At 40.6% G+C, this 21,036-nt stretch carries 14 protein-coding genes; 7 read left to right on the top strand and 7 right to left on the bottom strand.

Annotation, left to right across the window (positions count from 1 at the left end):
* Positions 1 to 328 precede the first annotated feature (328 nt).
* The 3 genes from FB6_RS02700 to FB6_RS02690 form a co-directional block, all read right to left on the bottom strand.
* Complete coding sequence (locus FB6_RS02700; RefSeq protein WP_174558531.1) at positions 329 to 1,315, bottom strand: hypothetical protein; 987 nt, start codon at positions 1,313 to 1,315, stop codon at positions 329 to 331.
* A 175-nt stretch (positions 1,316 to 1,490) separates the two neighbouring features.
* The gene (locus tag FB6_RS02695; RefSeq protein ID WP_174558530.1) at positions 1,491 to 3,560 is read right to left on the bottom strand and encodes a bifunctional diguanylate cyclase/phosphodiesterase; all 2,070 of its coding nucleotides are present in this window, start codon (positions 3,558 to 3,560) and stop codon (positions 1,491 to 1,493) included.
* A 405-nt stretch (positions 3,561 to 3,965) separates the two neighbouring features.
* Entirely contained in the window at positions 3,966 to 6,164 is a 2,199-nt protein-coding gene (locus tag FB6_RS02690; RefSeq protein WP_174558529.1) for a carboxy terminal-processing peptidase, read from the bottom strand.
* A gap of 199 nt (positions 6,165 to 6,363) precedes the next feature.
* Here FB6_RS02690 and nagZ point away from each other — a divergent pair, with 199 nt between their 5' ends.
* Both nagZ and FB6_RS02680 read left to right on the top strand, forming a co-directional pair.
* A complete protein-coding gene (gene nagZ, locus FB6_RS02685) occupies positions 6,364 to 7,386 on the top strand; it encodes a beta-N-acetylhexosaminidase (RefSeq protein ID WP_174558528.1) in 1,023 nt (340 codons plus the stop codon).
* A 196-nt stretch (positions 7,387 to 7,582) separates the two neighbouring features.
* Positions 7,583 to 8,443 (top strand): class I SAM-dependent methyltransferase, encoded by an 861-nt coding sequence (locus tag FB6_RS02680; RefSeq protein ID WP_174558527.1) that lies wholly within the window; start codon positions 7,583 to 7,585, stop codon positions 8,441 to 8,443.
* A 28-nt stretch (positions 8,444 to 8,471) separates the two neighbouring features.
* On the opposite strand, the gene FB6_RS02675 is transcribed toward FB6_RS02680, so the two are convergent.
* Positions 8,472 to 9,803, bottom strand: coding sequence for an alpha/beta fold hydrolase (locus FB6_RS02675; protein WP_174558526.1), 1,332 nt, complete (start codon positions 9,801 to 9,803; stop codon positions 8,472 to 8,474).
* Positions 9,804 to 10,105: 302 nt separating this feature from the next.
* Between FB6_RS02675 and FB6_RS02670 the strand changes: the two genes are divergently transcribed.
* From FB6_RS02670 to FB6_RS02650, 5 genes are all read left to right on the top strand, one after another.
* Positions 10,106 to 11,371, top strand: a complete 1,266-nt coding sequence (locus FB6_RS02670; RefSeq protein ID WP_174558525.1) for a glutamate-5-semialdehyde dehydrogenase — start codon at positions 10,106 to 10,108, stop codon at positions 11,369 to 11,371.
* Between the two features lie 128 nt (positions 11,372 to 11,499).
* Positions 11,500 to 11,901 carry a hypothetical protein gene (locus FB6_RS02665; protein ID WP_174558524.1) on the top strand — a complete coding sequence of 134 codons (402 nt, stop codon included), beginning with the start codon at positions 11,500 to 11,502 and terminating at the stop codon, positions 11,899 to 11,901.
* Positions 11,902 to 12,204: 303 nt separating this feature from the next.
* Positions 12,205 to 13,428: an acetate/propionate family kinase gene (locus FB6_RS02660; protein WP_174558523.1), complete on the top strand. Its 1,224-nt coding sequence runs from the start codon at positions 12,205 to 12,207 to the stop codon at positions 13,426 to 13,428.
* Between the two features lie 53 nt (positions 13,429 to 13,481).
* Positions 13,482 to 15,620, top strand: a complete 2,139-nt coding sequence (pta, locus tag FB6_RS02655) for a phosphate acetyltransferase (protein WP_174558522.1) — start codon at positions 13,482 to 13,484, stop codon at positions 15,618 to 15,620.
* 199 nt (positions 15,621 to 15,819) lie between these two features.
* Positions 15,820 to 16,554, top strand: a complete 735-nt coding sequence (locus FB6_RS02650) for an acid phosphatase (RefSeq protein ID WP_174558521.1) — start codon at positions 15,820 to 15,822, stop codon at positions 16,552 to 16,554.
* Positions 16,555 to 16,722: 168 nt separating this feature from the next.
* Here FB6_RS02650 and FB6_RS02645 read toward each other — a convergent pair whose 3' ends face one another.
* The 3 genes from FB6_RS02645 to FB6_RS02635 form a co-directional block, all read right to left on the bottom strand.
* Entirely contained in the window at positions 16,723 to 18,339 is a 1,617-nt protein-coding gene (locus FB6_RS02645) for an alkaline phosphatase D family protein (protein ID WP_174558520.1), read from the bottom strand.
* A gap of 34 nt (positions 18,340 to 18,373) precedes the next feature.
* Positions 18,374 to 19,636 (bottom strand): OprD family outer membrane porin, encoded by a 1,263-nt coding sequence (locus FB6_RS02640; RefSeq protein ID WP_174558519.1) that lies wholly within the window; start codon positions 19,634 to 19,636, stop codon positions 18,374 to 18,376.
* Between the two features lie 607 nt (positions 19,637 to 20,243).
* A complete protein-coding gene (locus FB6_RS02635) occupies positions 20,244 to 20,858 on the bottom strand; it encodes a class I SAM-dependent DNA methyltransferase (protein WP_174558518.1) in 615 nt (204 codons plus the stop codon).
* Between the last annotated feature and the right edge of the window lie 178 nt (positions 20,859 to 21,036).

Here is a 21,036-nt window from a genome sequence, read left to right as displayed (position 1 = left end):
TCTTCTAGAGTGAGATGAGTATAGTTCATGATGCAACTTTGACTTTGGTCGGTCGGAAGCAAAATGCTAGCTCATCTTGCTTCCTTCCAATAATTTAATCTCTGTTGCACTTCATTTGAGAATCTAAGGATCAAAAAAGATCCAAATACAAAATTGGCGATATTGTAGCAGAATTCAATCCTGCTACGGGTAATCCTGAAAGTAGTTTTATCTACAGATTCTGTATGTTCACATTGGTTTATGCCTGAATTAAACAAGTTATTATTTTCGTTGATCTCAGCACATTTTATAACTGATGACTATTTTTAATATTCCATCAATTGATATTTTAAGGATATGGAACAAGTTGAGTAATACAGGTTGTGGCCTTTTGATCACGATAATTGAATTCACATTCATAATAGACGCTAATTGGCTTGTTATAAAAAAGCGTCAGTAAATTCAACGGATCTGGTGCAGCAATAACCCGGATATTTCCAAACTCCAAGCCTAAATTTTCTTGTTGAAGATTATTTTCTTTGGCCACTTCATCTACATGATTTACTGCTTCTGCTGCCTTTCTGGCTGTCTCGTTCGCAAGGTCTGAGACACTTTCTGATGCAATTTCATCTATGCTACTTTCCACTCCATCCGGGGATGAATCCATGGTTGATTGAGCATGCCCTTGCCCTTCATCTAAACGCATATAAGAAACACGTGGATCATTACTGTTTGGACTCATATACATGCTATCACCAGGTAAAATATAGTTTTTTGCTTTTTCGATAAATGCTCTTAGTTTTTGCTCTTTCTGTATTTTTGTTTCTTTTTTACAATCGCATCCGAGTCCATAACCATCAATATCAGCTTGTAACCACTGGTCCTGAATATTGATATAGAATTTCAGTGTCTTTTTATCATACAAAATTTGCTTAACCTCTAATTTCACACCTGTTTTTTGCTTTAAAAACAAATCGCATACTCGGGATTCTGTCTTATAGAGTGTATCCATTTCTTTTTGCATACTTTTTCTTTTTTGTTCAATCACGCTACTGCCGTAAGATGCAAATAATTGTCTGGCTACCTCTAAGCTGCCTTGGTCATATTTCCCTTTTTGAGCAAGCGCCTGAAATGCGTTTTGCTCTTGGCCAAATTGCTTTTGCATCATCACAGGATAAGCACTTCGACAATGCTCATACATCATTTGCTGTGAAAGTAACATCATAAAAAATTGTTCTTGATTTGGAACATTTTCTGAACGTGCAGAAAATCCGGTCATCCACAATGATAAAAAAGTGATACATAATAAAGTGATTGATTTAGATTGATTTTTCATTTTTATCGTTTCTTTTTAATATTTTAAAATTAGACATGAAATTAAATACTTGCCAATTAATGAATCAAGAGTTTTTATTTTTGAATATTTTAGAATTCATGTATAAAAATTGACTATATTGTAGCAGATCATGCAACTTTTGAAATGAATTAAACGGGTTCAGGCTACATCAAGCTTAAGTCACCAAGACATAATCCATTTTTTCTAAACGCACTACATCCATCGGCATCCCCAGCAGATATCCTTGTAACTGCTGACAGCCTAAACGCGTTAAAATTTCGGCCTGCAACGGTGTTTCCACCCCTTCTGCGGTTACCACCAGGCCCAGTTTAATTGCCAGTTGAATAATACTTTCTAAAATCATTTCATCTTTTGAACCGACCGCCAAATCACGAATAAACTCGCGGTCTATCTTTAATTCGTCCACCGGTAAGTTCTTTAAATACAGGAAACTGGAATGTCCTGTTCCAAAGTCATCAATCGCCAGTTTGATGCCCATCTGCCCCAGGCGCTCAAAACTACGAATAGTCGAATCAACATGATGCATGGCTGTCGATTCGGTAATTTCAATGGCCAGATGATTGGGATTAATCTGATACTGCTGAAACAAAGCTTCCAGCGTGGAAAACAGATGTTTATGTTCAAACTGCACCGCGGATAAATTCACTGCTAAAGGGAAATAATTACAACCATTTTGTTCCCAGATTTGAATCTGTTTACAGGCTTGTTCCAATGCCCAATAGCCCATTTGGATAATCAATCCGGTCTTTTCAGCGCCACGAATAAACATATTCGGAGTCAACATGCCCAAGCTAGGATGATTCCAGCGAATTAGTGCTTCCACCCCACAAATTTCATGATTTTTGGTGGTAAATTTGGGCTGATAGAATAAGACAAATTGTTTTTCTTCGACAGCTTTATACAAGTCATTGATCAATTTGGTTTGGCTTTTAGTTTCCTGTTGATCAATGGTGTAATTAAAGACGGAATAGGTATTTCTACCCTGATATTTCGACATCAACATTGCTGCATCGGCGTTAATCAGTAAATCCTGCAAATTATTGCCATGGTCTGGATACATGGCAATACCAATACTGCTGGAAATATTGATCTCTTTCCCTGCGATTAAGAAACTTTCCTGAATCAGTCCCAAAACTAGTTCAGCTTTTTCAATCGCTTTTTCAATGGTGGCTTGTTCCAGCACCATCAAAAACTCATCTCCCCCAATACGAAGCAATTTTTCATGTCCATTTAATTTCGGGTAAACACGATTCGCCAGTTGTACCAATAATTGATCACCAACATGATGTCCAAACACATCATTGACTGCCTTAAAGCGGTCTAAATCGATATAAAGAAAGGCAATTTTATCATCACGATAACGGTGATCTGCAAATAAAAAATGTGAGTATTCAGCTAAAAACAATCGGTTAGGTAACTTGGTTAAATTATCATGCACACTCAGATTTGCCAGCTCACGATTAGCCTTGGTTAGCTGGGTATTACGTGTTTCTAAGCGCTGTTCCAATATAGCGACGCAGAATGCTGCAACTAAAATTAAACTGGTCACCAAAATGACACTAAATAAAACAAGCCCTTGTCCGGCATTATAATGAGGGATCAATTGATTGGTATCGACCGCATAAAAAGCAGCAGCAGCCATACCCGTATAGTGCATCCCCACTATGGTCAAGGCCATCATGACGACAATTGACATTTTGATCGAAAGCAGTTTTTGTACAGTATTTTTATATTTAAAAGTGAGCCAAAAAGTTAAACCTGAACCCAAAATGGCAATAAAAACCGAAAAAATAGTCAATAATGGATCATAATAGATTTTATGCTGATCAATCAGCACGCCCATCATTCCTGTATAGTGCATGCCGGCTATCCCCAAGCCCATCAGCACAGCGCCTAAAATCAGTCTTGCGAAAGGTAAAGTATCCCGACTGGTTAACCAGATGGCAAAAGTTGAAGCAATTGCAGCAATAATATAAGAGGCAAAAGTAAGACCATAATCCAGCGAATAATCGGCAGGTAAATGGCAAGCCAGCATACCTACAAAATGCATACACCAAATCGCAGCTCCAAACATGAAGCCACTGATAAGGAGAAGCGTTTTTTCATATTTGTGACCTAACCCACGGAATAATAATTGTTCGATTGACAATGTAAAATAACATGCCAATACAGCTACAATAATTGAACCCGCTACAAGGTTAAAATCATAATGTATATGAACCATATCAAATTTCCGTATAGGTCATCTTTCTTGTTTTAAGCCACGTTATTTGTACCATTTATCTATTCACAAAAACTTTTCATCGTTAAAGAGTGGTTATGAAAACAATCAATTAAAACAAGAATCTAATACTATTCTATTTTGGTCAAGTGATAATTGCTCAATTCATTTTTATTTCTAATTTATTCATTTTACAAAAGAAACCTAGTTCAGGTTTTTTACCATTCTTTATACACTGTTCATATTTTTATTTTTGAAATTTTGCCTGTCTGAAGGAAAAACCTGGCAAAAATACATAAAATCAGCTAATGCATGGTCTAAAAAATACTTTAACCCTATTCATGGGCTAAAAAAAACCAGTGAGTTCAACTCACTGGTTTTTTTAATTTTTTAAACTAAAAGATAGCGCTATTGAGCTGTACTCTTAGCTGCTTGCAATTTTGCATAATCCAGCAAGATATTCGCAGATTCTGTAACAAAAGCCTCTTCTTCAGGTAAAGCTGGTCGTTGTGTCGCTTTCATTTTTGCACGTGACTCAATCAGGGCATCAATTGAAGCCTGGTAGCTTTCCCAATTAGCATAAGGCTTTTGGCCAGTTTCTTTACGGCGTTGATTTTCTGCATCTAAAGTTTTTTGCTCTAATGCATTCAATTCGGCTTTACGCTGATCAATATCCAGCACCACCCGCTTCTGTTCATCAGTTTTTTTGGTGATTGCCTTACGCTGTTCCAAATATTTAAATTGCGGATCAACCGTTACCCGTTGCTGTGACATTTGGCCCAGATTTTGTACATAAGGCTGTACTGAACCTTCACGTTTAAATGGTGCAGTCGGAATGGTATCCCACTTCAAAGCATTCTTGGCTTTACGCTCACCAAATTCCTCATTGTAAATGTCGACCAGCTTCACATCTGGTACTACGCCTTTGTTCTGGGTACTTCCACCAGTCACACGGTAGAATTTACGTTGCGTCAAGGTCGCCTGACCATAAGCCAAACTATCGAGTTGGACTTGCGCTGTCCCTTTACCTGTTGTAGTACTACCAATCACAATACCGCGTTCGTAATCCTGTATCGCCGCTGAATAAATTTCACTTGCAGATGCTGAAGCAAGGTTAATCATCACAGCCAATGGGCCTGCATAGGTTTGCGCGCCGCCATCATCATCTTCAAATACGCTGACATTGCCGTTACCATCTCGAATTTGTACCACCGGACCAGATTTGATGACTTGACCCAACATGCGGGCAACCTCTTCCAATGATCCACCCGGATTATTACGTAAATCAATAATAATCCCGGCCACATTTTTTGCTGCCAAAGCTTTTAATGCATTGTTGGTATCTTCAGAAACTGAACGATAATCCGTACCGGCACGGCGTGCACGGTAGTTCAAATAAAATGACGGAATTTCAATCACGCCAAAAGTATAATCTTTACCGTCACGTTTAATATTCACAGTACGTGAACGAACACCTGCATCTTCTTCCTGAATCACATCACGAACCAGGCTAACAGTACGAGCTTGACTCATTGATGCACCCGCTCCCAATAAACGCAAACTTACCTTGGTTCCACGTTTACCACGAATCAAGCCGACTACTTCATTACTGGCCCAGCCGACTACATCCACCATTTTATCGCCGTCTTGTGCCACACCAATAATTCGGTCTCCAGCTTTTACCTGCCCCGATTTACTGGCCGGACCGCCTTCGACGATAGTTTCAATCTTGGTGTAATCTTCATTACCACGTTCTGGACGAATCGAAACCCCGATACCCTCTAATTGCAAAGTGGTTTGACGGTTCAGCTCCATCGCATCTACAGGCGGGAAATAGTTACTGTGCGGATCATAAGTCAGCATCATTGCATTTAAAGTTTTGTCCAGAACATCATCACTTTTCACACGGCTGATACGTTCCAGCTGTCGGGTATAACGCTTGGTCAGGGTCTGAACAGGCGTTAAATCTTCAGGGCTAGCCAAATCCTGCCCATTGGCCAAGTCTGGATTATCTTTAAGTGCTTTTTGTTTTGCCGCCTCTTCTTCTTTACTGATATTCAAGTTAATCAGCTGTAACACCAGCATTTTTTGCCAATGTGCGCGTTGTTCTGCGGCAGATTTGAAATAAGGTGCTTTTTCACGATCGGTATCAATATATACATTACTTTGTTTCAAGTTTTGCGGCTTTTTCAATTCAGCCAGCATAAACTGATAAAACTGTTTTAAACGGTCACGATATTGAGCATGAATTAAATAGGGACCGGATAAATCTCCAGCTTTTAAGGCTGCACCAAAATTTACACCATATTTTTTCTTATATTGTTCAACTTCAGGCGCTAAAAATAATGAATGGTCTGCATCCAGACTATCTAAATAAAAATCTAGAATCCGGTTAGACGTGTCCGCATCCAGTCGCATATTCAAGTAATGCTGACGGTCAACCAAAGTCGCCAATTGACGTGAAACCAACGCCTGCTCTTGCGTTGGTTGAACAGATGGAGAAACTGCAACAGTATTGTTTGCAGCAATTGCCTCGTTTACTACATGAGTAAAGAAAAACCCTCCAGTCGCGATTGCAACTGCACAAGCTAATGATTGAAGTTTCATAAATAATTCGTACTTCCTTGGTCTTGGACCAATATTACAACGTCGTTTTTCAGCATGAATGCAAGATATTCAAAATCTTAAACAACTTAATATGTTTATGTCGTGTAGTTTTATCATATTCTGTACTGTCAAAATGTAGCAAATCATTGCAGAATTCGGGTATTGTTTTTCTTTATAAAATTCCAACACGGACACCGATATGATTGGCGCATTGATGCTAGACATCGCTGGCACAGAACTTACTCAAGAAGATATTGAACTATTACAAGCACCGCAAGTAGGTGGCATGATTTTATTTTCACGAAATATAGAATCACCACGCCAAGTTCGCGCTTTAACCGATCATATGCGTCGTATCAGACCTGACATTTTAATTGCAGTAGATCAGGAAGGTGGCCGGGTACAACGTTTAAAACAGGGCTTTACCCTACTGCCAGCAATGGGACGCTTGGGGGAACTTTATCCGACTGAACCTGAACGTGCAGTTGAGCTGGCTGAACAATGCGGCTGGTTAATGGCCACTGAAGTTTTGGCTGTCGGTATTGATTTTAGCTTTGCACCGGTACTGGACTTAAATGATGTTAGCGATGTAATTGGTGATCGTAGCTTCGCTAAAAACATTCAGGATATTGTGCCTTTGGCCAGTGCATTTTTGAAGGGTATGAAACGCGCAGGGATGGCCAATACTGGCAAACACTTCCCAGGTCATGGTTCAGTCAAAGCCGACTCACATGTAGCAGCACCAGTCGATTCACGTTCTTATGATGAAATCTATCACAAGGACATGCAAACCTTCATTCAGCTCATGCCACAACTGAATGCGCTCATGCCAGCACATGTGATTTATGATCAGGTCGATCCAAACCCGGCCGGTTTTTCTCCTTACTGGATTCAAACGGTTTTGCGTCAGCAACTGAACTTTGATGGGGTGCTGTTCTCAGACGATTTAACCATGCAAGCAGCTTGTGTTGCCGGTGGTGCCGATGCCCGAATTCAGGCAGCACTGAAAGCCGGCTGCGACATGGGCTTGGTTTGTAATGATCGTGATGCTGCATGTGTGGCGTTAACCGGTATCGAGAATTTACCGTTACCCAATCAAGAACGCTTGCAACGTATGCGAGGGAAAATTCCAGAAATTTCAGTGGGTGAAACACTAGACTTGGGCACTGAATGGCAAAGCGTTCGGGACACTGTCGAAAACTTTAAAAAATCATTGAATTAAAATGAATTAAAACGACAAAAGGAACACGACAAGGTGTTCCTTTTTCTTTATGATAAATCAAAATAAAAGTACGCTTATTGGATTCGGCTCATTTTTGATGGACCCATTAAAAAATGAAATGTATTCCAAATATCCGGTTTTAAATAGAAAAACCGCTAAACGTTAAAACTACAAAAACAGATAAGGTCAGGATGACATGACACAACAGCTCTCAGAACATCGGCATATTTCATTTACGGCACATTATACCGGCTATATCTGGTACAGCATGGGGATTTCCCATCCCGTTTTTGCGACATCTAAAGGCAAAATGCTCGCGAAACTGGTACACCCTTTAGAAAGTTGGGCAGAAAAATTTGTCGGTGGTAGCATGCGAACCACGCTGAAACAACGCCACAGCATGATTGACCAGCATCTCACCCAACTCATTCAACAGTATCCGGATTTACAGGTGCTTGAAATCGCCAGCGGTCTTTCACCCCGAGGATGGAACTTCCGCAAGAAATTCCCGCATATTGAATACCGGGAACTAGATTTGCCAGATATGGCAAAAGTCAAAACCCAAGCGCTAAAACAGATTGATGCCAATAGTCCAGAGGTTTTATCCGTAGATCTATTCACAGCGGATTTTGAGCAGGCTTTTCATGTATTTGATCCCAATCGCCCTCTGGTGGTGATTAGTGAAGGCTTGATCAACTACTTTAACAAAGACATGTTATTACAATTGCTTCAAGCCATTAGTCATTACGGTGAACATTTCAAAGAACTGCAATATCTCACCGATATTTATCCGGAACCGGTCAAAAATAAACTGGCCAATTTTATCTGGGCCAGCAGTAAACTATTAAAATGGATGTCCAAGAGTGCTTTTAGTTTCCATTTTATTGCCCCTCAACAAGCTCAGGATTTTTTTCAGCAAGCCGGTTTCGAACAGGTCAATGTTGTTCAGCCAAAACAGTATTTTCAAGATCAGGATAGCTCATCTGGTTCAAGTGAAGAACATTTAGGGGATTTGGTCTGGATGATTCATGCAAGCAAAAAAAACAGCGTTTCATAACGCTGTTTTTTTTGTGGTTAACCACAAATTAACTGACAGATTCCAGTACCGGCAGTAATTCTTTTTGGCGCTGTACATAACGTAATAAACGTTCTGCCACATCAAAACTACCATGCTTGAACAAGGCACGAACTTGTGTGGAATCCACCTGAAAAATCAAGCATTCAATCTTAAACTGACCTTCTTCATCTTCCAGATGCAAAGCCAAATCTCGTGGGTATTGTTCAGCCTTTTCCGCCAAACCTGGTGCAAATTCAAATAAAACACCAAAAAAGTTCAAATCCACAATTCGGGTAGGCAGCTGTAAATCTGAATGGCGGTGGGTTAATACAGTCATTGGTTTCTGAACGGCAATTCGCTCTTCTCCACGACGCTCTAAAGTCAGTAATTGCGCGCGTGTCATTGGGATAATACCTTCCACATTTTGGATGGATTGGCCCTGTAAGAAAGTGGCAAATAAACTCATGGTTTCTTTACGGCGCTGTAATTGTGGTACATGGTCGGCATTTGCAATCATGGCAAATTCCATGTCTGGGCATTGCAAAGCAAAATTTGCATTTTCATGCGGTAACGTAAAGCTGTCATATTGCCCACAAGCAACTAATACTTTACATTGTGGAATCGGCACATTGGTTAAACGCAGTAACCGGCTACAGTTAATTTCATAACGGTCTTGCTCGGTTGCGGTAAATTCAGCCATTTGCCTAAAGAATAGTCGTTTTGCAGTAGGTGACATTTTGGTTTGATCCATTTTGGCATGATTGACCAAATATAGAATCACCGCCTGACCAAACTCATCCATGCGCTGCTCTTTCATCAAGTGCAAGGATTCTTCTAAAAGCATGCGCCAGCTCTTACGGGTTTTTTGCATGACACCCATCAGGATCATACGATCGACCAGTTCCGGACGTTGTACTGCAAAACTTGAAGCAACCACCGACCCAAGTGACATGCCCATAACCGAAACTTTTGCAAGATTTTCTACATCCAGCCATTCACCCAACATCGCTGCCAGATCAGGTAATTCTAAAGTGCCTGCCGAAATACCGGTATCACGATTGGTAATTTGCTGATTGGCTCCCATGGAAGGTAAATCAATCAAAATAATTGGCCCTGCACTGAGTAGCTGCTCAACACAATATTTATAAGAGTTAAAATTTTGAAATGCCCCTCCTACAATCACAATTGGAGTGTTGTGAATTGTTTCAGGCTGAGCAATCGCCATATATTCAATTTTCCAACCATCAATCCATGTCGTGCGGGCTGGCTCTTTAAAACTGTTTCTATGGTAAAGATCAAAAAAACCAAAATCTGTGTTTGATTCTTCTACTTCCGAGTCCATTTGGATCATGGAATTCATATCCCTTCCTCCATTCTTGCCTTATTGTTATTTTGCAAGAAAATAAATATAGAATTTCTGCGCTCTGCTGCATCCATTCTTCGCTGTAATTATTAGACGTCACTGTCCCTATCTTTTCATTCTATACAGAGGATCATTTCACAAGCAACTTATTCCATGACCACTTATCTAAATTTATCTATAAAAGGATTTCAAAATATTAACAGCATGAAAGTTTCAGTGACTTTTTTCTGGATTGATGCTTCATTGTCTGGTTCCAGACTGTTACTATCAGAAGGTAATTTCTAAGTGATCAAACCGCTATGCAAGATGCAATCGAACAATATATGCAAACGGTAGGACAACAGGCAAGCCAAGCTTCTCGTGTATTGGCCAGCGCTTCTACCCAAACAAAAAATCATGCTTTATCTGCAATTTACACTGCATTACAAGACAGTGAAGCTGCAATTTTAGCTGCAAACCAGATTGATATGACCCAAGGTCGTAACAACAATTTGGACAGTGCATTACTTGATCGTTTAGAACTTACCCCCACACGCTTCAAAGCCATGCTACAAGGCTTAAAAGATGTCATGAATCTGGTTGACCCGATTGGGGAAATTACTGATTTGGCTTATCGTCCATCAGGTATTCAGCTTGGTAAAATGCGAGTGCCTTTAGGTGTGGTTGGCATGATTTACGAATCACGTCCGAACGTGACCCTTGAAGCAGCATCGCTGGCTTTAAAATCGGGAAATGCCATTATTTTACGTGGCGGTTCTGAAGCATTGCAATCCAATCAAGCCATTGCTGAAGCCATTCAACACGGCTTGAAAACCTCAGGTTTGCCTGAAACTTCGGTACAGGTCATTAATACCACTGATCGCGCTGCCGTGGGTCATCTGATTACCATGTCTGAATATGTGGATGTAATTGTTCCACGTGGAGGCAAAGGACTGATTGAACGGATCAGCAATGAAGCACGTATTCCAGTGATTAAGCATTTGGATGGTAATTGTCATGTCTTTGTTGAAGCACAGGCCGATTTGCAAAAAGCTTTGCCAATTGCCCTGAATGCCAAGACCCATCGTTATGGCGTATGTAATGCCATGGAAACCTTGCTGGTGGATGAGAAAGTTGCTGAAGATTTCTTGCCAAGTATTGCTGAACTGTATGCAGAAAAGCAGGTTGAACTGCGTGGCTGCCGTGAAACCCAGCGCATCCTAGGTTCAAGCGTAAAGCCGGCCAATGAAGAAGACTGGTACACTGAATATTTAGGTCCAATTTTGGCAGTTAAAGTGGTCAGTGGAATTGATGAAGCCATTGATCATATCAATAAATATGGTTCCCACCATACCGATGCCATTATTACTGAAAACTATAGTCTGGCACGTCAGTTCCTGGCCCGTGTTGACTCAAGTTCAGTGATGATCAATGCCTCGACCCGTTTTGCCGATGGTTTTGAATATGGCTTGGGTGCAGAAATCGGGATTTCCACCGATAAAATTCACGCGCGTGGTCCAGTCGGTTTGGAAGGTCTGACCTCTCAAAAATGGGTGGTGTTTGGTGATGGTCAAATTCGCCAATAATTCCTCTATTTAAAGCATCTTTTCAGTGTTCAGTTTCAACCATGAGGCTGAACACAGTCACTACAATATCCCTGTCTTAAATTTCGTAACATGATCAAAATAATGAGAAAGATAAAAGGGAAAACTACATGTTTTATTATTTAATTATTTGTACATTTTTACTGGCATTACTGGTTTCTTTTGCAGTAATGAAAATTTTTTCCAATTCGATCAATGCCATTCTTGCACGTATCATTCACGACCCGATTCATGAAGCCTGGGCGAAATACACCAAATTTGCCGGCATGGTGGTCGGAACATCTTCAGGCATTCGTATTTACGACATGGAAAAATACATCACTCCGCTGACCTATACGGAAAATGACAAGAAAATTGTGATTGAACTCACCCGTGAACGTTGGGTACTGGAAATTTATCGCACCATTATTGAAACCTTACAAGGCTTGGCCTGGATGATGCTGGTCTTTTTTATGGTGGCCCTGATTGCCTATGTGATTGTACGCTGGTCAGAAATAAAGTATCAAAACTAAGCATTAAAATAACACTTATGCCCTGCTCAAAATTTATATCTCATGCTAGGGTTAAAGCCATAGTAGATAGATTGTTTATGCTTAAACACTATTTCAATAATAAATGAAAACTATCAACTGATAAATTTTAGTTATTATTGTTTCAGGGGTCGATAGTGCTTAAGTCTAATCTGCTAAAGTCTATCTAGGACAGAAAATCAACACATGATACAACATTCAAACTGATCTGAATTGCATTGAAACGTACTGCATAAAGATCACTTTAGGGACGACTTATTTCAATTAAAATTCGGGTATTTAAACGTGTCTACATCAGTATTAGTTATTAACTGCGGCTCATCTTCTATTAAATATGCACTCGTTTCAGAGCGTCGTGAAGATCGAATTTTTGGTTTAGCAGAAAACTTAGGTTCTGCTGAAGCACGCATTAAGGGTGTCTCTGCTGGTGGCGCGCCACTCGAACTGTCTATTCCACATGCCGATCATGAAAAGGCTTTGGAAACCATTTTGGAACGTCTTTCTCATTACAATCCTCAAGCGATTGGACACCGTGTCGTACATGGTGGCACACTAACCAAAGCTGAATTATTAACACCAGAAATTATTGAACGCATCCGCGCAGCGACTCCGCTGGCGCCACTTCACAACCCTGCTCATCTTGTAGGGATTGACGCGACAATGCGCTTATTCCCAGAACTTCCACAAGTGGCAGTATTTGATACCGCATTCCATCAAACCATGCCAGCGCATGCTTACCACTATGCCGTACCAAAATTCTTATATACTGAATACAACGTACGTCGCTATGGTTTCCATGGTACCAGCCATGCCTATGTATCTGAGCGAGGTTCAGAATTGGCTGGAAGCTTTAAACAAGGTGGCTGGTTAACTGCCCATTTAGGAAATGGTAGCTCGACTTGTGCCATCTGGAATGGTCAAAGTGTAGATACGTCAATGGGCTTAACCCCACTTGAAGGCATCGTTATGGGCACCCGTAGTGGTGATGTTGATCCAAGTTTGCATAGCTACCTTGCTGCCAATCTGGGCTGGGATGTCTATAAAATTGACAAGATGCTAAACAAAGAAAGTGGTTTGCTCGGTTTATCAAACAATCTTTCAAATGACATGCGTACCTTAATTGAAGCATCAGAACAAGGTAATGAAGATGCAACACTGGCCATTGAAGTATTCTGCTACCGTTTAGCTAAATCGCTGGCGGCTTTAAGCTGTGGCTTACCACGTATTGATGGCTTGTTCTTTACCGGTGGTATAGGCGAAAACTCGGCCTATATCCGTGAAAAAACAATGTCTTATTTACCTCATTTCGGTTTCAACTTAAGCAAAGAACAAAACAACAACCTAAAACGCGGCACTGAAGGACGTATTGATACCGGTACAGGTCCACAAATCTGGGTGATCCCAACCGATGAAGAAGGCCGTATTGCAAAAGAAACTGAGCACGTTGTGGACAACGAGGTGAATCAGGCAACCGTAAAAAAGTCTGAAGCAGATGTAGCAGTGGCTTAAGCCATTGCACATTGTATAGCACCCTTATTCATCCTTATATTTAGAATCGAACTATGAAAACAATTTTACTCGTGCCAACTGGAGAAGGTGTCGGCTTAACTTCGGCTGGCCTAGGCTTAATTTATGCATTGGAATGCCAAGGTATCAAAGCCGGTTTTCTTAAACCTTTCTCACAAGAACAACAGCAAGACTCTGACCGTTCAACTGCACTGTATCGTCATTTATCGAATAACGAAACTGTTGAACCGATTCCATATACAAGTTTGATTCATCAGCTTAACTCGGGTGAACATGATGAATTGCTTGAAGCAGCTGTGCATTTACACCGTCAAATTGCCAAAAAGCATGATCTGATTATTGTTGAAGGTCTGGTTCCAAACAACCGTGATGCCTTTGCTGCAGATCTGAATGCTTCACTGGCACAGGCATTAGATGCCAAAGTCATTATTGTCAGCAATGCCGACATGAATAAACCTGAAGTCGCAGCAGAAAAAGTGGAAAATCAATTACGCTATTTGGGCGGAGCTGACTCTACTCGCAATGCCGGTGTATTGTTTATGCGTACCAAAGGCTTAGGCAAAGATGCTGAACAGATTCCAGTGACTTTTAATCCAAACTTGCGTTTGATTAGTGACACCCACAAATTTACTGAGCAAATTCAGAAAACCCACGCTCACATTGGCTCTGACAAACTGCCGGTGATTGGTCTGGTTCCGTTTAGCAACACCCTGAGTGTGCCGCGGATTTCTGATCTTGCATCTTATATTTCAGCCAGCTGGATTCATCAGGGCGAAGCGTCAACACGCCGTATGTTACACAGCAGCCTGATTACAGCCAATATTGAACATGAACTGAATAAGTTTGTCGCAGGTGAACTGATTATTAGCGCCTCTGACCGCATTGATGTGTTATTGGCCAGCAGTCTGGCCAGTAGTAATGGCATTCCTTTAGCAGGCTTGGTGTTAACTGAACACGCCGAACCCAATCCCGCTGTTTTAGAGTTCTGCCAATCGGCCATGAATCATGGTTTACCAATTTTGCATACTGCATTAAGTGCCTTTGAAACTACACAGAATTTATCTAACCTGAGCAATGAAATTCCAGTGGATGATATCGAGCGTGCAGAACAAGTTTCGCGCTTTGTCTCTAGCCATATTAATGCAGAATGGCTTGAACAACTTTTAAATGGCTCATACAAACCACGCTTATCCCCTTCTGCATTCCGTCACGAACTGGTACAAAAATCCATTGCAGCTAAAAAGCGCATTGTCCTTCCTGAAGGCGATGAGCCACGTACCATTCAGGCAGCAGCCATCTGTCAATCTCGCGGTATTGCCCACTGCATTTTGCTGGCAAAACCTGAAGCAGTGGTTGAAGTGGCTAAAGCGCGGGGCATTGAATTACCGCATGATTTAGAAATTCTGGATCCAGACCTGATTCGCGAAAACTATGTCGAGAAAATGGTCGAGCTACGTAAAGGCAAACTCAATGAGTTGCAAGCGCGTGAACAACTTCAAGACACTGTGGTTTTAGGCACCATGATGCTTGCTCTTGATCAGGTCGATGGCTTGGTTTCAGGCGCGGTACACACCACTGCCAATACCGTCCGTCCAGCATTTCAGCTGATCAAGACAGCACCGGATTACTCACTGGTATCTTCTGTATTCTTTATGCTGTTGCCGGATGAAGTCTATGTCTATGGTGACTGTGCAATCAATCCGGATCCGGATGCAGAGCAACTGGCGGAAATTGCGATTCAGTCTGCCGACTCTGCCAAAGCCTTTGGTATTGACCCGCGTATTGCCATGATTTCGTATTCTACAGGGACTTCTGGTGCCGGTGCAGATGTCGAAAAAGTAGCGAAAGCCACTGAAATTGCCAAGCAACGCCGTCCAGACTTAATCATTGATGGACCATTACAATACGATGCGGCATCGGTTGAAAGTGTAGGTCAATCCAAAGCACCAGGTTCGCCGGTTGCCGGTCGTGCCAATGTGTTTATTTTTCCGGACTTAAATACAGGTAATACCACTTATAAAGCCGTACAACGTGCAGCAAATGTGGTGAGTGTAGGCCCTATGCTGCAAGGTTTAAACAAACCGGTTAATGACTTGTCACGTGGTGCTTTGGTCGATGACATTGTATTTACCATTGCCTTAACCGCAATTCAGTCTGAACAACAAAGCGCTTAACTTTTCAGATTAGCCTTTTAAAAAAACCACCCTTTCGAAAGTTGGGGTGGTTTTTTATGGGCTATGATTTATTGTAATTTTCACCAAATATTAAAATATATTTACGTAATCTTCCGCTTATTCAGGACTGTCATCTTATAGTCAACATTATTGCTTATGGTGTGATCGCTTTTTAATTTATTCTACATATCATTGCCTTATGACTCCTTTAAAATCTATAGCTCAACATATTATTCCTACATTTGCACTCTTCTGTGTAACTTCTTCTTCAATTGCAGCAGATGCTTACCTCACAGCAAATCTAGCACCCAATAGCCTAGAAATTTTAGCTAAACCATCCAGCCCATACAGTGCAGACTTCATTCGAGATCAAGCTATTTTTAAGCAGTCGCAAAGCTTAAAAAACACTGCACGTTGGCAGCAAGCCAAAATTGATGCTGATGTTTCAAATGCACATTTAGGCATTCCTTTTTCAACGGCATTCGGTCTGGAAATTAATGAGAAAAATACACCAGTATTATTTGAAATTTTAAGAAAAATTAAGCTGGATAGCCGTTACTCTACCCAGACCGCAAAAAAACACTACAACCGCGAACGACCATATGCTTATTTCAATGTCAGCACGTGTACGCCTGACGAAGAAAATGCAAAGAATCAATTTGTGTCTTATCCATCAGGTCATACCACCATTGGCTGGACTTATGCCTTAGTCCTCGCAGAATTACGTCCAGATCGTCAAAGTGAAATACTGAAACGTGGCATTGAATTTGGACAAAGCCGTGTAATCTGCAATATGCATTGGCAAAGTGATGTGGATGCTGGCCGTCTGATGGGCGCCGCTCAATATGCTCGCCTTCAGGCTGATCCTGTATTTAAAGCAGACATGCAAAAAGCCAAACTTGAAATTCAAGCTTTATTACAAAAAGCACCATAATTTAAATTTGTGAGCTTAATAATTATTTTTAGAAAATCCCACCACATTTCAGGTGGGATTTTTTTACCAAAATTTTAAATACTTAAACTAAAAATGATTTATAAAAAAAGCGCTTAGATCAACTAAACGCTTTTTCATAATTTTATGCACAGAATCTATTCAAACGTGTTAAACACGTTTTAACACAGGCTTACCATAAGCCACTTCAAAACTTGCCACAGTGCTTAATTTGCCCCCGCGTTTTTCAACAAAATCCAGCACTTTTAAATCTGTGCGCATGTGATCTTGATAAAAATCCAGTGTCTGATAGCCGCGCTGATCATTAATAAACTTAATATGTGGATTTAGTTTTAAAACATCATCCTGCCCCGGACGAATTGGCTGCCCATCTCCCGTTGACGTAATTGAGGTGGTTAAAAACTCTGTTGCAATCGATGGACTATTGTAATCTTTTAAGTCACTTGGAATATTAGCAGCAAAATACTGATGCAAATCGCCTGATAAAATCACAGTATTACCATGCGGTGCATTTTTCTTAATGGATTCGACTAATCTTTCGCGCGCAAACGGATAACCATTCCAAGTATCCTTACCAAAATAAGCATTACCTGATTTGTTATAACGCAGCCATGGCATCAGCTGAATTTGTTGGGCCAAAACGTTCCAACGTTTGTCATGACGCATTTGCTTCGCCAGCCATTGTTCTTGGACTTTACCTAACACCTGCTCATTTCGACTATTTTCAGTACTGCAATAATCAATTTTATCAAAGCCATCTTCCAGTTGGGACTTCGTGCATAGAATTGGTGATCGATATTGACGTGTATCCAAAATATTCATGCGCAGCATTTTTCCATAGTCCAAGGTGCGATAAGCTAAAATATCTGGACCGTTCGGTTTTTGCTTTAAGCGAACTGGCATATATTCATACCATGCTTGGAATGCTGCAGCGCGACGCAGCAAGAAGATCTCCTTCTTCGCGCCTTTTTCTTCAATATCTGCTGCCCAGTTATTATCAACCTCATGATCATCAAAGGTGATCGCAAAGGGTGCTGAAGCATGGGCTGCTTGCAAGTCAGGATCCGCGCGATATTGCGCATAACGAATGCGATACTGGAACAGCGTTTGGATTTCAGGACCAATATGCTGACGCGCAGGAATGGAAACACGCAAGTCACCAATAGCACGTCCACCACCTTTTCCTTCAGGCCCTTCATAGATGTAATCACCATAATGGAATACAAGATCAATATCAGGCTCTTGGCTTAAATAATCATAGGCTGTGTAATAACCCGTTTCATAGTGCTGACAGCCAACCACGGCTATACGGACTTTTTCAGGCATTTGATGCGCGGCAGGTGCTGACTTTGCCGTTCCCACAGGACTTTCATAACCAGCCAATTTAAAACGATAATAATAGCGTGTCATCGCCGCTAAGCCTGTCACTTCCACATGCACCGTATGATGCAAATCAGGATGTGCTTGAGCCACACCAGTTTTCACAATTTTTTTAAATTCAGCATCCGTGGCAATTTCCCAATTCACTTCTACAGCTTCATTGGGCATGCCACCATCGACAGACAGTGGATAAGGCGCAACACGTGTCCAAATCACAAAACCATCAGGCCACGGCTCACCCGAAGCAACTCCCAATTGGAAAGGACTAATTGCAAATTTTGCATTTGCCCAAGTCCGAACTGAACTTAGCCCAGCAAACAGCGCCAATGAGCTCACCCCCATCAAACCTTTTAAAAATTGACGGCGATTTGAATTAAAATTATTCATGCTTTTTCTCTTTAAATGTTTTGATTGGATTGGCTTAGAACAATGGCAAGGTATAGGTTAAATAGATGCGTGTTTGCTCTTGCTTGGTGCCGGTGCTTTTTTTGAATTTGCCGTATTGCGCGGTAAATCCTAGATTTTTTAATTTACCTTCAGGCACTTTATAGCGCAGGGTATAATCAATCTCTGACTCAGTTGCACAGCCACATTTACCAAAATCACGTCCTTTCACTTTAAGAAATGAAACGTTCAAACCTTTTAAATATTGATCGTTAAAATCATAACGGTAGCCATACCACGTCGACTTTTCACCAGCGTTGGTAAAGTTTTGCAGTAAGCGATTGGTGGGTAAATATATAAAAGTTCCGTCTGCACCATGCCCCAAACCACCTTGGTTCATATGCAGGAAATCACCATCGTCACCAATTTGTTGTGCTCCAAACTGGAGCTGATGATTTTTCACTTTATATTTAAAATCAATACTGGCCGTTTGGTTATCCACTTTAGTGCCATAGCCTTTTTCACCACGCTCATTGGCACCTGTGGCTTGTGTATCAAACAGTCTTAAATCGGTATTGAAACTCTGATCTTCTGAAATTTTAAATTTATGCTTTGCACCAACAAATTGCTGCACATAGAAATCATCCAGCTCGCCCACATAATATTGCAAGGTCAAATCTTTATTGGGTTTCCAATCAGCACCAGCAAATAAAAAACCATCACTGGTTTCAGTAGCCCCTTTAATAGACAGTTTTGAAGCATCCCGCGATGCACGTGGAACCGCTTTGGTCACATAGCCCCCAGTTAAAGTAAGCCCTTTCACATCTTTGGACGTCACTTGTCCACCCAAATAAGATGACTCCAATAAGCGTGCAAAACTACGACTTAACACCGGCAAATTGGGCCGTAATTCGCCGACTTTGACATCGGTCTTTTCATAACGCGCTTTAAGTGTTGGATAAGCACGCGTCCAATAATTGGTTGGGCCACCATCACTGTCTAAGGGAAACATCAACGAATTTTCAGCTTTGCCTTTACTGCCATCCAAACGAATCCCGATGGCTGCGGTCGCATCCAAACCGAAACCAACCTGACCTTCGGTAAATCCAGATTGATAAGATAATTCAATCCCCTGCCCCCAAACTGTCGAATCTTTATCATTGGGTTCTTGATCTTGATCAAAATAATAATTTTTGAAGTCTATTTCCGCTTTGCTGTCTTCAATAAATGCAGCTTGTGCAGTGTGTATTGTTGCAATTTGAGTTAATGCGAGACAACATAAAAGTGTTTGGTAATTCAATGTCTAACCTCTAAGATCCTTGAGAAATCCTGCAACAACCTAAAGAATCTGTATGACGAAACACTGTCAAAGTGATGACAATTATGTGAAATTTAAATCGTTCAATAAAATTAAATAATTGATAACATGCATTTTATATAATCATTAAAGCTCAATATTCGTTGAGTAATGATTAATAATTCAATTTTTTAAGCCTTCGATATAAAGAAAATTAATTTGAAGATTTGAAGATTTGAAGATTTGAAGATTTGAAGATTTGAAGATTTGAAGATTTGAAGATTTGAAGATTTGAAGATTTGAAGATTTGAAGATTTGAAGATTTGAAGATTTGAAGATTTGAAGAAATATTATTTTTTAGAAAATTTAAAGCAAAAAAAAGAAGATAGAGCTTAAGCTTGATCTTCTTTTTGACCGTAAATCCATGTCGCTACGATATATAAAGCAAAGCCAACGATTGAAACTAAGGTAGTACAATTTAATTAATTTATCATATGAAATCATTAAGATACTGAACAGTAAAAGCCCATTCTCCCTCGAATGGGCTTTTACATAATTCGTCCAGTTTTGTATCTTTATTTGATCAGCATCCAATCTATATTTAGAGTTTTCATATAAGCTTTCTAGTCAGCCACACCGTATGCCCTGCACAGTCCGGATCTTCCACAACCATTTTTACCACTTTAAAACCATGAGCTTCTAAAAGCTGCTGATATTCATCTTGTGACAAACTAGCGTGATACAAAACATCGCCAAACATCTCGCCAATTGCCTCACCCTCTGCCGGCCCGCTGGTGAACATCAGCATGGCTCCCTGCTCTGCAAATCTGGAAAACTGCTCAAACATCTGACGTTGATCATCTGGCTTCAAATGAAAAAAACTATCCCAAGCCAGAATCCCTTGAAACTTCTGATCTGATTGCCAAGTGCGCATATCAGCTTCAATCCAGCGCTGCTCAGGAAAGTTGTGCTGTGCCATCTCAATCATGATATCCGAGCTATCTACCCCCGTCACCGCATGTCCATGCTTAAGCAAATAAGCAGCGATCGGCTTGCCCGAACCACAACCTAAATCCAAGAGTCGAGCATGTTCAGGAATGAACGAAAAAAAATGATCCAGCCACGCTTTTTCATATAGCAACTGACCGCGCAATTCCGTCCATGCACGTGCATGTTTCTTATAAATCTTAATAATATTTTTCGCAAACTCAGATTGATCTTTCATGAGCGTTTTTTCTAAATACGAATCTCAATAGTATAGGCCGATTTAGATCTGGATTTGAAGATTTGAAGATTTGAAGATTTGAAGATTTGAAGATTTGAAGATTTGAAGATTTGAAGATTTGAAGATTTGAAGATTTGAAGATTTGAAGATTTGAAGATTTGAAGATTTGAAGATTTGA

Origin of the sequence: Acinetobacter bouvetii, from assembly GCF_902753875.1 — a bacterium.
Classification (GTDB): domain Bacteria; phylum Pseudomonadota; class Gammaproteobacteria; order Pseudomonadales; family Moraxellaceae; genus Acinetobacter; species Acinetobacter bouvetii_A.
This window is presented reverse-complemented; position numbering and strand designations above follow the sequence as displayed.